Below are 12,603 nucleotides of genomic sequence, written 5' to 3'. Positions count from 1 at the left end.
CGAGGACACGCCATGAGACACGTGACATATCGAGCGGTCGCCGGTTGCTGCGCGATGCTCGCAACGCTCGCCTCCACAAGGATCGCGCCGGCCCAGTCGATGAGCGACAACGAGACGAAGGCGACGCGCCTGTCTTCGCAATGGCGCGACGGCGCCGGCCTCGTCACCAAGGGGGCCGACGGAAAAGTCATCTTCCTTTACGGCCAAAGCCAACCCTTTGTCGTCTGCTCGCCTCTGCAGGTGTGCGACATCGAGCTCGAGACCGGGGAGGTGGTGCGCGACGTGCTTGTCGGCGACACGGTCAGATGGAAGGTCGAGCCGGCAACCTCCGGGCCAGTCGGTGGCCAGGCGATCCATCTGATCGTCAAACCGGCAGAAGCCGGCCTGTCGACATCGATGGTAGTGACGACGTCGCGGCGAACCTATCATATCCAGTTGAAGTCCCATTCGAGCCGCTACATGGCCCGGGTCGGCTTTTCTTATTCGCAGGACGTCACCGAAAAACTCGCCGAGGCAAACGCGCGCCTTGACTTCAGGGGAGCGCCCGGCACGGCAACGCCTCCCGACCAGCTCGACTTTTCCTATTCGGTAAGCGGCAGCGCGGCCTGGAAGCCGACACGCGTCTATTCGGATGGCCTGAAAACCTACATCCAGTTTCCTCGCTCTGTGGCCGGAGAGGATGCACCCGTCCTCTTCATCGTGTCGGGGGGCAAGAACCGTATCGTCAACTATCGCATGACAAGGAACATGATGGTGGTCGACTACAATGTCGCTCGCGCCGTGCTCGTCTCGGGGGGCGGGTGGCGACGCCAGAAGATCACGATCCGCCGGAGCAGCTGAGATGGGCCGCCTTGTTCTTCTTATCCTTTATTGCGCCTACCTCTGCGGCTGCCAGACGTCGACTGCGGGAGGCAGTGCCGACGCGCCAGCTGCATCGCTGCCGGCCGATGTCGCCGCTTTGATTGCAAGCGACATGGCGAGCCGCCTGAGCGAACAGCTTCCCCGATCGTCCGGCCCGCTGAAGCTTGCAGACGAGGCCTCAGATTTTGCCATTGCGCTTGCAACATCTCTCAAGACATCGGGCTATCGGATCGCAAGCGGCACGCAGCCGCAGCCACAGACAATCGCGCTCGCCTATCGTCTTGATCGATCGGGCTCAGAGCTTCTCGCAAGTCTTTCGACGCCGCGGCTGCGGCTTGCCCGGCTCTATCTCGTCTCAGGGTCTCAGGCCACGCCGGCAAGCCCACTCTCCGTGATGATACTGCAATAGGAGGCCTCGCATGGCCCAGTCGCTGCAACTTGGAAGCCCGCAAAGCCAACAGGCGCAGACCATGCGTCGTCTCAACAGGTTGCCGATCCTGATCGCGATCGGCCTGCTGGTCCTGTTTTCTGCGGTGATCATTTTCGGTCTCTCCGGGCGCGGATTTCCCTTCAGGCAATCCGCGCCGGTCACGGGCGCCAGTCTTCCGGCATCGACCTATGGCGACCAGCTGAAGCGCGGCATTGAGAACGGCATCATCGGTGAGGCTCAGCCGGTCGGTCCGTTGGAGCCGAAGGTCGCCGGCGACCCGGCACCGGCGCGCGAAACCTTGTCCAGCCGGCCTCCCGAGCAGCCAGGCCTTGCCAACCCTGTGGGGCAGGCGCTGCCGGAGGTCGATTTCGAAACCCGGCTCGCCAGAGAAGGGCGCGAACGCTATCTGCGTGAACTGCAGCGTCGCAGGATGGCGCGCCTGCAGGCTGCCGACGCCGCATTGGATTCGCCGCTTCAGGTCGACATCAGTCACGCCGAGGCCCGTGACGCGCCGGCCGATAACTCTGCCCCATCAGGCGAAGGCGCCAAGACAGGGCCGCTCGATCTTTATCAGGCCGCGCTGCAGGCCGGGTCCCTCGCACAGAACGCCGATCCGAACGGGCAGGTCTTGAAGGAGGATTTTTTCAACAAGGACATTAAGGAGCTCGGCTATCTGCCAAACAGGGTCGTGCCGCAGATATCGCCCTTCGAACTCAAACGCGGTTCGGTCATACCGGCGACCTTGATCTCGGGCATCAATTCCGACCTTCCTGGACGCATCATCGCTCAGGTCAGCCAGAACGTCTACGACAGCACGACCGGCTACCGGCTCTTGATCCCCCAAGGGGCCAGGCTTTTCGGGCGTTATGATTCCAAGGTCGCCTTCGGCCAGGCACGCGTGCTGGTCGTCTGGACCGATCTGATCTTACCAAACGGCCAGACGCTGCAGATTGGCGGGATGGCAGGTTCGGATCCGGAGGGCTATGGCGGCTTTCGCGACCGCGTCAACAATCACACGATCCGCACGTTCACCGCGGCCGCTCTCATCGCTCTGATCGGCACCGGCATCGATGCCTCCATGCCGGAAAGCTCGACCAGGGCGACCCAGGACACGGCCTCGGACGCGGCAAGGCGTAATTTTGCCGAAAGCTTCGGTCGCGTGGCGGAGCGGACGATCGACAGGAACCTCAACGTGCAGCCAACCCTCGAAATTCGCCCCGGCTACAGGTTCAATGTCCTGGTCGACCAGGACATCATCTTCCCCGGAGCCTATGTCGAGCGCGACGGAGGGGTGAGCAGATGACTCGATGTCCAGCTCTGACCTCTAGGTTGTCTTCGAGATGAATGGCGTCCAGCCAAACCTCATACACGAAAGGCACTGAGAGGCGATCGCAAGCGGCTGGCCGTTTTCTGGTCAGACCAACGCGAGAAGGTCGTTGATACCGGCTTCTGGCGACTGGCCGAATATAAGGCGTCTGGCAGGCGTTCCCCGGCGAACGCAACATCCAGCCGAGGTTTCGGCGCGATACCCATGGCCGGCATCACGCTGCCTTCAAGACCGCGGCCAATGGCTCAGATCAATCCATGGCGCGCCGCCAGATAGACTGCGTTCACCGTGTTGTGGGCACGCAGCTTCCGCCTCGCCTTGCCGAGGTAGTAGCGAACGGTATGGTGGTTGATGCCGAGGATGTCCGCCGTCACCGGTATGGTTTTGCCGAGCGCGGCCCAGTTGAGGCATTCCTTCTCCCGTCCCGACAACTGGACCCGTGGCCTGGCCATGACGCTTCGGCCCTTCAATTTGGCATGGACGAGTGTCGTGGCCGTGATCGCCTGTATGTCGTCGATTATTCCCTCCCCTTTAAACGCGGGCAGGTGCGAGGCGAGCGTCAGGATGGCGGTTCGACCGAAGCCGATGCGTATCGGGATGGAAAGGCCGGACACGATCCCGTACCGACTGGCGTGCTTGTAAAATTCGCGCTCTTCCGACATGGGCTCGGGGCGCTGGGGCGGGGCTGACCAGTAGAAGGGCTTCAAGGCGCGCCTGGCTGCCGTGACGACCGGATCAATCCGCTGGTAGTCGTTGGAAAGATAGATCTCCTGCCATTCCTGCGGGTAGTTGGAAAACGCTTCCGTATCGCCGTAGCGCAGGTTGACATAGGCGAACTTCTCGAAGCCGCATTGCTGCGCAAACGTCAACAAGGCCAGCCGTATTGAGTGTTCATCGGACGAAAGGCTCAAGACGTCAATCAGATGATCCAGTCTCTTCTTCAAGACACATCGCTCCCTTAAACGGCCGCGACGTTCAAGCGAGGTCGGCGACCGAAGCTGAAATCTCAACGGACATATGCATGCGGCTCCAAAGTAAACACCTATGAGAAGCAAATTGGAACCCTTACTTATTCAGGGTTGATTGGCGAAACGAGAACATAGCCGCCAAGACGCACGGTCTGGATCAGCTCGCCCCCGTTGCCGGCCTCCGTAAGCTTGCGGCGAAGCCGGCAGACGTGGACATCGACGCTGCGTTCGAGCGGCCTGCCAAGACCGATATGGGTTGCCTCCAGCAGCACCCGGCGAGAGAGTACTGTTCCAGGGCTCCGGCAGAAGGCGACCAGGAGATCGAATTCGGCAGCGAGCAGCCTGACCTTCGATCCGTCGGGCGCCGTGACGGCGCGGCGATGGGTATCAACGCGCCAGCCTTCGAAGGTCAGCACGCGCAGTCTTTGCCGCTCGCCGCGCTCCAGTCCGCGCAAACAGGCGCGAACCTCGGCCATCAGATGGTGAGGATTGGCACTGCCTGGCAGGCAATGGTCTGCACCGGTATCGATCCCGGCGAGCTGGCGAACATCCGGGGCAAGGAGAATGATCGGTATCGCGCTCGATTTGCGGATGTCTCGACAGAGATCGACGCTCAGATCGCCTGAATCGCCAGTCGCAATGACGAAGATAAGAAAGCCGTGATCGGCGCTGACCTGATGCGCTGCAAGAGCGGTTTGAACCACCCTGCTTTGAAAGTTTGCAACCTCCAGCGCATCGACGATCGGCTTGGCGAGCGTGACGTCCTCGGTGACGACCAGAATGGCTGGTTCTCGTGTTTCCATCGCGGGAGAAAAACACACTAGACCACCGCTTCAAGTCACAGATCTGGGAGGATGTTCCTCGCTGTGCGGGGAAGCGGAGACCCCGCCCGTCAGGAAACGAAATTTAACATCATTGCCTTTGCGGTCCCACGCTCTCCGTGGCATCCTGCAGCCATGAGTTGTCGAACTCGAGAGCATGTCGATTTGTCGTGGTTGCGTCGTGAAACCCACCGTCGTCATAAGTTCGCTTGATGCCGACTTCTCGCTGTCTCTTCGACATATACTTGAGGCAGAAGGCTTTGCCACCGACCTTGTCATGAGCCCGGCAGAAACGGCTGCGGCGATTAGGGACAAGATGCCCGTCGGGCTCATCGTCGACGGCAGGAGCGCGTTTGCAATCGATTTGTGCAGAGCGCTCAAGGAGGATGCGGCGACAGACCATGTTCGTATTGTCACGCTTGTCCCTGTCGAGGCCGAACACCGCTTTGAAGCCTTCTTGAGAGCGGGCGTCGACGAGGCCTTTATGCGACCGATAGCGCCCGATCGCTATCTGCGTGCGCTAAACCGTCTTCTCGGCACCGAGGCGCGCCAGATGCCGCAGCAGGAGCGGCCGGAGGTGCTCCACCATGATGGATTGAGCATCGATGCCCGCGCCCATCGCATCATCTATGACGCGCGTGACGTCCATGTGGGTCCGATCGAATTTGCCCTTTTGCACCGGATGATGAGCGAGCCGGGTCGCGTCTTCCGCCGTGACGAGCTTGCTCGCCTTGCCTGGCCGAATGGGGTCTTCGTCGATCCGAAAACAGTCAATGTCCATATCGCCAGACTGCGCAAGGCGCTTGGCCTGGTCATGAAGACAGACATCGTGCGCACGGTTCGCGGCATTGGCTATGGCCTGGAAGCCGGAAAGGATTAGAGAAGGGTTGAACGCATGAGCCAGATCCGTCCGATGGCCATCATCAATGCAGCGTGTGTCATCACCGGTGACGGTGTCACCTCGCTCGAACGGGCGAGCGTGCTTCTTGCCGAGGGCCGCATCGAGGCTGTCGTCCAGACGGAGAGGCCGTCGCTGTCAGAAGACTATGCGCTGATCGATGCTGCCGGATGTACAGTTCTGCCAGGCCTCATCAATGCCCACGCCCATGGCTGCGTCTGCGGCCCGACGATGCCGAGCGGATCCGCCTCCTTCGACCGTCAGGAAATCGACTATCAGAAAAACCGCCATCTTCTATCCGGGACGACGACCCTTCTCAACGTTTGCGGGCTCGCCCTTGCCGAGGACGTCGACGACATCGCGCAACATCCCCATCCGCTCGACATCCATATCAGCACGGCCCATACGCCGGCGAGCCTTGCGGCGGCGCAGGCGGCCGATGGAAGCGGGCTTTCACCCCGTCACCTCGCCGCAAGGATCGACCATCTGCTCGAAGCTGGTGCCAAGGCGCTCGGTGAAGCGGGCGGCGGCCAGACACTCGGCGGCGGCGCCCAGGACTACCGGTTCCTGCCGGAGGCGATCGAGAAAGCCAGCGGTCTCGTCGTCCATCCCAATCTTGCGCGAAAGCTCAAGGAGGCTGCACTCGGACGCAGGCTGGAGGCAAACACCAATCCCGACGGCGCAACCCTGTCGTCGCTGTTGAAGGAGAACGGGCTTGAAGGGCATTTTGCGATCGAGAGCATAACAAGCCTCGTGCGCAAGACCGTAATGACGTCCGTTGCGCTTGCCCGTCAGGGTCTTGCCGAAATCGCCGCGGAAGCTGCGCGCACCGGCATGCCGGCGATCTTTCACAATGCCCCGCCGACGGCAGCCCAGCTCATCGAACTTGCCGGAAGGTTTCCAAGGGCAAGAATGGTCGCCGGCCACAGCAATCATCCGTCGTTCACGCGTGCCGAAGCGGTGGAAACGGCTGCCGCGCTTCGCACCCTCGGCGTGGGCATCGATGTCTCGACACTCGACTGCATCGCGACCCGCTGGCGCAACGGCCCCGACAATCTTGACTGCCTCATCGATGCAGGGCTTGTCGATACGATTTCGACCGACTTCGGCGGCGGCGATTGGGATATGATCCTGGAAGCGATCCACCGGATGATTTGCCGCAAGCTCCTGACGCCGGCCGCTGCTATCGCCAAGGCGACGGGGAACGTCGCAAGGATCTTTCCGGAGCTCGCTGGCGACCGTGGCATGATTGAAAGCGGCAAGCGTGCCGATATCGTTATCAGCCAGTCCCACAATCTTGCCCGCGTCCGTCATGTCATTTGCCGGGGCAGGGTCGTTGTCAAGAACGGCAGTATCGTTGTCGCTCCCAGGCCAGAGACCGATCGCTAGCGAGCCCGGACCTGCTCCCAGGGCCTGTGATCTGACGAGCGGCACCCGGCTCTTCAAGCCGGTATGCAATTTTCCTGATCGCCTCGCGCCCTGTTTTCCCGTGCAGATCTTTGTCTCGAATGAGACAAGCGACGCAAGGCCGGGGGTCCAACCCCTCAGATCAAAGAAAAAAGCCCGCCGAAGCGGGCAATTTAAGGGGTGCAACGGGAACTGATCGCGCGATTTCTGCGGGGCCGCAGGATTGAACTGTCGCGCGATCCAGGCCTCCAACCAGGATGCGGAAGAAATGTTCCAGGCTAATTATCGCCGCTTTCGGCGCCGGCGCGCTGCGGTCGAGATTGGTCCAAGGGCAGGGCCGGAGAGGATGCCGAACGACACATGCAAGAAAGATGCGCCTTGTCGCCGACCAGCAAACGAGCCGCAGTGGCGGGCCAGGCGTGGCTCTCCTACTGAGGATGGTGTCTATCGGTGATCCGTGCTGCCAAATTGGGTGGAGAGCACATCACTCGCTTGCGACTGCGCCTGGCAATGCACGTCCTTCAACCTGTCGTAATGTACCTCAGCCATGCGTGAGGCCGCTCGCGCTGTCTCCGCCCACCCCTGCTGCGGCATGACCCTCCGTCTCACAAAGGAGGCAAAACCGCCGTTCCAGCGCCATAAGCCGGTTTTGGTCGCAGTGGTCGTGTCCAACCTGACGCGGCCCACAATTTCCTTTCCGTCATAGCCGACGAAATCCGGCTTGCCCTCGCCCGGCCAGGTTTCGCGCCACTTGTATCGGGGTTGGTCGTTGGTCATGGGCCACGCGATGCGATTGGACGTAGGACAAGGCGGAACCTCACGGCCCACCTGTACGTCGTTCTCATTATGTTCTTGCAAGGATCAGAGTCAAGCGCGCAAAGATTCGTCGATTGCAACGTATCGAGCGCTGATGGCCAGGATGACGCTTGTCCTCAACAGGCCCGTCCGTTGGACGGCACCGTTTTCGCCGCTTCTCATGCAACCGCGCTTGCGGGCTCAAGTGCGGCGATCAGCGCCGCCGGAGCGCCGCAGGGCAGGGCCGAGACCGCCTCGATGATCCGGCGCTGTTCTTGCTGCCGCAAGCGATGACGCGTCACAATCTCGAACTTGTTGCAGATGGCCTTCCAGTCCATGGGCCGCGTCTTTTCGCCCCGTGGTGTATGAACGGCAGACCCAAGCTCGAGTGTCCTGGTGCGAAGGATCACCCGCGCAAGCGTCTGCGCGGGAAAGGACCGGTCGAGGTCAGGTTCGATGCTGATCCTGACCTTGCCCGCCAGCATCTGCAGCTCCCTGCGCCCCAACACGCCTTCATCGACCGGCGCAAGCGCCTGTGGGCCGTCGACCGCAATCAGTGCCATGCAATAGGGCAGGCTGTATTGCACGTCGACCAGGGTCTGCGGATCGGTACGGTTGGCCAGTCTCCCCGCCCAGGCGAAAGTCTGGACCTCGATCTCGAGGATGTCATCAGCACCGATCATATCGTCGCCCGCGATTTCACGATAGGCGTCCAATGCCGGATGGATATAGCGGCAACAGCCGTAGGGCTTGAAATAGGTGTCGGCTATTTCCCAGCGCTGGCCGAGTGAGCCGACGATCCGGCCGCCGTCGTAATAGTCGCCATGGTCGAGGAGGTCTACCGGTCCGGTGAAGCCGCTTTCGGCAAGTCGTGCGGCCGTCAAGCCAAGAACGCTCGCCCAGGCGATACCTTCCTTCACATCGTTGCCGGTCATCCGCGAATATCCCGAACTTCCGTTGGCAAGCTGGTTTGGCGCAAGCACGCCGGCGATCGCCAGGGCGTGGGCGAGGCGACCTGGCTCGAGCCGAAGTAGGCGCCCGGCCGTTGCGGCGGAAGCAAAGGATGCCCATCGCCCCGACTGACGGGTCCGGATGCCCTCGGCCGTCTGCGCAGCCGCAATCCTGACGCCGACGTCATAGCCGCAGATGATCGCGTTCATCAGGTCGCAGCCTGTGGCGCCGAGCTCGGCGGCAAGCAGGAGTGCGGTCGGAATGACCGCTGCTCCGGGATGCCCCCTGGCTGCGCGATGCCCGTCGTCGATGTCGAGCGCGGTTGCCGCCATCACGTTGCACAATAACGCGCCGCCCGGCGCACTCGTTGCGCCGAGCCATATGCGGGCATTACCGGCTCCGAAGACGGGCCCAACCATATTGCATGCGGCAACAGCGCTTGCCCTTTCGGATCCGGCAATTGCCGCGCCGACAAGATCGAGGACGCAGCGCCGAACCATATCGACGAGATCGGCGGAATGATCGCGTGGGCCGGCAAAGACGTGTTCGGCGAGCATTTGGGTCAGGGGAGACATGCGGCGATCCGATCGCGATCGGCGTTGATCCGGCAGTATTTCTCGTAGCTCGCCTCGGCGACGAAGAGATCGAGGACGCCAAGACCAACGCAGGTAATGCAGGTCGGGCCGTCGACAGGCTCGTACCACTCCTTGGGCTCGGACAATGAGCGGATGCCGATCAAGGGGCCAATGCTCTCCAAGGAGAGGCCGTTTCGCGAAAAATGAAGAGCGATGCTTTGCGAGTTGCGGCGCGAAACCGTCGCAAGGTCGTCGCAGACGACGAGGCCGGTCCGCAGACAGCGCTGCAGGTATGCGCCCGGGACTTCGTCGCCACCGAGATGAAGCGTGGTCGCATGTCTTTCCAGCTCCTCGTCGTCAAAGACCGGCTGGCGCGCGTTCGTGGCAGTGATGACGAGCGAGCAGCTGGCCATCATCCGGTTGTCTTCGACGCAGGAAAGCGGGATGCTTGTCTCTTCTGCCAAAGCGATTGCGAGCGCTCGGGCATTTTCGATCCTGCGACTGCGGATGAAGATCTGCTCGATCCTGTCGCCACAGGAGCAGGAAAGCGATCGGATGACGCTACGGGCGACCGGCCCGGATCCGATCAGGAAGACGCGGGCCATGCCGGCCTTGGCAAGGCATCGATCGGCAACGATCGAGGCATAGGTTCCGGTGCGTGCCGCAGACAGCCCGGTTTCGTCCAGAATGGCGATGGGCCGCAACGTATATTTATCGAGAAGCAGGAAGGTGGAGGTCGACCTCGGCAGACCGAGACGTCGATTGAAGGCATTCGCTCCGATGATCTTCACCCCGCCATGCGTCGAGCTGACGCTGTAGAGGGATGACAATTTCCAGCCGAGCCGTTCGTCGGCAAATTCTTCCCTGAAGGCGGCAAAGTCGGGCGTCGACCAGAACTCCTCTTCGCCAAGGGAAAGCACCGCCTTTCCGCCGCGCGCTTGGCCAGAGCGGATTTCGGTCCAGGCGCGCGATACGGCCTGATGAATTTCTCCCATCGTCAGCGCCTGCTGGGTCGCCTCCAGATCGGCTGCCTTCAAATAGGTTATGTTGGCGGTTGCATCCATCGTCGTCTCCTCCTCTGCTCGACCCTGGTGTAGGAGCGTGCAGTCTATGGATTTAAGCGACTTCTGCGGGTGAATATTCGGAGACGTTTGGGTTTGCCGCCCGCTTGTTTGGCAACAAGCGGGAAATAATTCGATGACGTTTGCGTCCGCAGCCGCAAACAGGTGACACGATATGTCTGCCGCCCGTCACGTGGACAGGAAACTGGGCCACTCGCTTCGACTGGCTTCAGGTCCGTGCGGCAAAGGCTTTGGCACCTAATCATGGCAGTGACATGTGTTGGGCGTCGGCGCCCTATGATAGGAAAGTGGTCGCCGTGAAGACCCGGCCGCCGACATCGATCACCGTCCAGCTTTCATCAAGACACTCGCCCTTTGTCAAAGCCAGGCACTGGTGGGGGAACATGGGTGGACGTTAGCCCCTTTGGATGAATTGATATCGAGCATTCGTACGCTATCCTGACGCTCGCCCGAGCTCGCTTCAAGGCTTGAGACCCATTTCAAGAGGCTCGCGCATTGAGCCACCCTTTGCTGGCTCGCCATTCGAGAGCCGTGCAATTTGAAACCCGTCGTCATGACCCTCGATGAGATCGTGGCGTGGGCTCGAGCAGTATTGCGCTTCGGAGAGAGAGCCATGACCTGGAACAGGATGACGGAGTTTGCTCCCATCGGCCTGGTTTTCGCAGACCGTCGACGCAGCAGGATCATTCGCACCCTTGGTGATGCGGCAGCCACTCTCCTTCGAGACTGGCCGTCCGACGACGGCGAGGAATATAAGACTGCGGTCAAGGCCTGCGCGGACGCAATCAGCGGCGAGATCGAGCCGGCCGAATTCCGCAAACGTCTTATTCGCGCCGCCGGCGAGGCGGGCATTACGGCATTTTCGATCGTCCATTGATCCGCGTTCGGCGGGTTGCTCCGCAGAAGTTCCGATCCAGACGCGTCACCGGGACTGGATCGGTTCTAAGACTTGTCTTGCGTTGCGACCAACAGTTCGCGCTTCGGACCGGCCTTGGCCGTCGCAACCGGAAAGACGTCAAGATCGAGACGGTGTGCCTCCATGGGAATCCACGATCGCACCTGCCGCAAGCGGTCAGGGTCGATTCGGGCACTGAAGACGCCGGGCGTGTCCTGCGCTCGCACCAGGATCTGTCCCCAGGGATCGCAGATCATCGAATTCCCAAACATGTGCCGTTCCTCGCCCGCAGGCATCGTGTAGGACCCGCATTGACCGCAGGCGACCATGAAAGCCTGGAACTCGATGGCGCGCGCGCGGCAAAGGACCTCCCAATGAAATTTCCCGGTCTGTGTCGTGAAGGCTGCCGGCAGGATGAAGACGTCTGCTTTCTCGGCTGCCAGTCGATCGAACAATCGCGAGAAACGCAGATCATAGCAGATGCAGCAGGCAATCCTGAATCCGCGGAGCTCGTAGATCAGCAGCTGGTTGCCCGGCGCAACCGTCTCCGATTCGGCGTAGCGTTTCCCATCCGGGGCGATGATGTCGAAGAGATGGACCTTCCTGTACGTTCCGATCTGGCTTCCATTGGCATCGAAGATGACGCTCGTATTGAAGATCCGGTCATGGCCCGGCACGCTTTCCAATATGCTGCCGGCATGGATCGCAACCCCATGTTCGGCAGCGAAGCGCTGGATCATCTGGTGGGCCCGCCCGCCGGGCACGAGATCGGCAGCGGCCGTCTTCTCGGCCACCGTTCCCCCTGTCCAGTCGAAATGTTCCGGCAGCACGATCAGATCCGGTTTTTCCTTCTGGACGGCCTTCAGCATCAGGCGCCGGGCCTCGGCGAGATTATAGGCGCGGTCGGGGCGGGCATTCAGCTGGATCATCGAGATTTTCATGCAAGGTCCTCATGCTCGAAGGCAAAGATGGAGCGGCCGGCGGCAAGGTGCTTGCGCAGCACTGCCGACCGCCGCTGGCGAGCAATCGCCAGGTCCGCAAGTTCGCGCATGCGCTCGACTTCGGCGGCGAAGACGCCTTCACTATCGGCGAGAACCGCATAACCGGGCAGGATTGCCGCCGTCCCGCAGGCGATCGGAACATTGATCGAGCCGCCGACGGAGACGGCCCGGTTTGTCGTGCGCGACGATACACCGCGGCACCAGACGGGCAGGCCGAGCGCAGCGATCTCCTCGATATCGGTACAGGGCCCGTCGATGACGATACCGCTGGCGCCTTTCGCCTTTGCGGCCGTCGCCACGCCGCCGCCGACGCAGGCGATTTCGTCGCGATCGACCCGCGAAATGACCAGCATGTCTCCCGGTCTCAACATGTCGATTGCCCGGTAGATGATGGTGCCGTCGCGGCCTGGCGCCGCGACGGTCAAGGCCGGGCCGAAGGCCCGGCAGGGAAAGACGGGACGGACATTGTCACCCACGAAGCCCAGATGCTCCACATGTCCGATCGTGGCGGTTTCGACGGCCGGAAGCATGTCGAGGAGATCCGGGGGTAGGCTTAGCAGGTGTTCATGGGCCCGGTAGAAGGGTGTCATGT

13 protein-coding genes are annotated in these 12,603 nt (G+C 61.6%); 6 read left to right on the top strand and 7 right to left on the bottom strand.

The window, feature by feature from the left end; genetic code table 11:
• Positions 1-12: 12 nt before the first annotated feature.
• The 3 genes from trbG to trbI are packed head-to-tail and all read left to right on the top strand — an operon-like array spanning position 13 to position 2,594.
• A complete protein-coding gene (gene trbG, locus FHT93_RS20770; RefSeq protein WP_183849188.1) occupies positions 13-840 on the top strand; it encodes a P-type conjugative transfer protein TrbG in 828 nt (275 codons plus the stop codon).
• Position 841: 1 nt separating this feature from the next.
• Complete coding sequence (locus FHT93_RS20765; protein WP_183849186.1) at positions 842-1,270, top strand: conjugal transfer protein TrbH; 429 nt, start codon at positions 842-844, stop codon at positions 1,268-1,270.
• Positions 1,271-1,280: 10 nt separating this feature from the next.
• Entirely contained in the window at positions 1,281-2,594 is a 1,314-nt protein-coding gene (gene trbI, locus FHT93_RS20760) for an IncP-type conjugal transfer protein TrbI (protein ID WP_183849184.1), read from the top strand.
• Positions 2,595-2,863: 269 nt separating this feature from the next.
• Here the strand turns inward: trbI and FHT93_RS20755 are convergent, their stop codons facing one another.
• Together FHT93_RS20755 and FHT93_RS20750 are read right to left on the bottom strand one after the other, a co-directional pair.
• On the bottom strand, positions 2,864-3,562 hold the full coding sequence (locus FHT93_RS20755) for an autoinducer binding domain-containing protein (RefSeq protein ID WP_162710059.1): 699 nt from the start codon (positions 3,560-3,562) through the stop codon (positions 2,864-2,866).
• A 125-nt stretch (positions 3,563-3,687) separates the two neighbouring features.
• Complete coding sequence (locus FHT93_RS20750; RefSeq protein ID WP_112543686.1) at positions 3,688-4,389, bottom strand: response regulator transcription factor; 702 nt, start codon at positions 4,387-4,389, stop codon at positions 3,688-3,690.
• Between the two features lie 199 nt (positions 4,390-4,588).
• On the opposite strand from FHT93_RS20750, the gene FHT93_RS36030 reads away from it, so the two are divergent.
• Together FHT93_RS36030 and FHT93_RS20740 are read left to right on the top strand one after the other, a co-directional pair.
• Positions 4,589-5,287: a response regulator transcription factor gene (locus tag FHT93_RS36030; RefSeq protein ID WP_183849182.1), complete on the top strand. Its 699-nt coding sequence runs from the start codon at positions 4,589-4,591 to the stop codon at positions 5,285-5,287.
• 15 nt (positions 5,288-5,302) lie between these two features.
• Positions 5,303-6,694 carry an amidohydrolase family protein gene (locus FHT93_RS20740; protein ID WP_183849180.1) on the top strand — a complete coding sequence of 464 codons (1,392 nt, stop codon included), beginning with the start codon at positions 5,303-5,305 and terminating at the stop codon, positions 6,692-6,694.
• A 462-nt stretch (positions 6,695-7,156) separates the two neighbouring features.
• Here FHT93_RS20740 and FHT93_RS20735 read toward each other — a convergent pair whose 3' ends face one another.
• The 3 genes from FHT93_RS20735 to FHT93_RS20725 all read right to left on the bottom strand — a co-directional run bounded on the left by FHT93_RS20735 (position 7,157) and on the right by FHT93_RS20725 (position 10,097).
• Entirely contained in the window at positions 7,157-7,489 is a 333-nt protein-coding gene (locus tag FHT93_RS20735) for a hypothetical protein (protein ID WP_112543689.1), read from the bottom strand.
• 197 nt (positions 7,490-7,686) lie between these two features.
• The gene (locus FHT93_RS20730) at positions 7,687-9,033 is read right to left on the bottom strand and encodes an MmgE/PrpD family protein (RefSeq protein WP_112543690.1); all 1,347 of its coding nucleotides are present in this window, start codon (positions 9,031-9,033) and stop codon (positions 7,687-7,689) included.
• The gene (locus FHT93_RS20725) at positions 9,021-10,097 is read right to left on the bottom strand and encodes an ornithine cyclodeaminase (protein ID WP_112543691.1); all 1,077 of its coding nucleotides are present in this window, start codon (positions 10,095-10,097) and stop codon (positions 9,021-9,023) included. Before FHT93_RS20725 ends, FHT93_RS20730 begins: the two co-directional genes overlap by 13 nt.
• 631 nt (positions 10,098-10,728) lie before the next feature.
• Between FHT93_RS20725 and FHT93_RS20720 the strand changes: the two genes are divergently transcribed.
• Positions 10,729-10,992: a DUF982 domain-containing protein gene (locus tag FHT93_RS20720; protein ID WP_112543692.1), complete on the top strand. Its 264-nt coding sequence runs from the start codon at positions 10,729-10,731 to the stop codon at positions 10,990-10,992.
• 65 nt (positions 10,993-11,057) lie between these two features.
• Here FHT93_RS20720 and FHT93_RS20715 read toward each other — a convergent pair whose 3' ends face one another.
• Both FHT93_RS20715 and FHT93_RS20710 read right to left on the bottom strand, forming a co-directional pair.
• Positions 11,058-11,951, bottom strand: a complete 894-nt coding sequence (locus FHT93_RS20715) for a carbon-nitrogen hydrolase family protein (RefSeq protein WP_183849178.1) — start codon at positions 11,949-11,951, stop codon at positions 11,058-11,060.
• Positions 11,948-12,601, bottom strand: coding sequence for an RraA family protein (locus tag FHT93_RS20710; protein WP_183849176.1), 654 nt, complete (start codon positions 12,599-12,601; stop codon positions 11,948-11,950). Before FHT93_RS20710 ends, FHT93_RS20715 begins: the two co-directional genes overlap by 4 nt.
• Between the last annotated feature and the right edge of the window lie 2 nt (positions 12,602-12,603).

Origin of the sequence: Rhizobium sp. BK379 (assembly GCF_014193955.1) — a bacterium.
GTDB lineage: Bacteria > Pseudomonadota > Alphaproteobacteria > Rhizobiales > Rhizobiaceae > Rhizobium.
The sequence above is the reverse complement of the archived record's forward strand: the minus strand, read 5'-3'. Positions and strand labels throughout refer to the sequence as shown.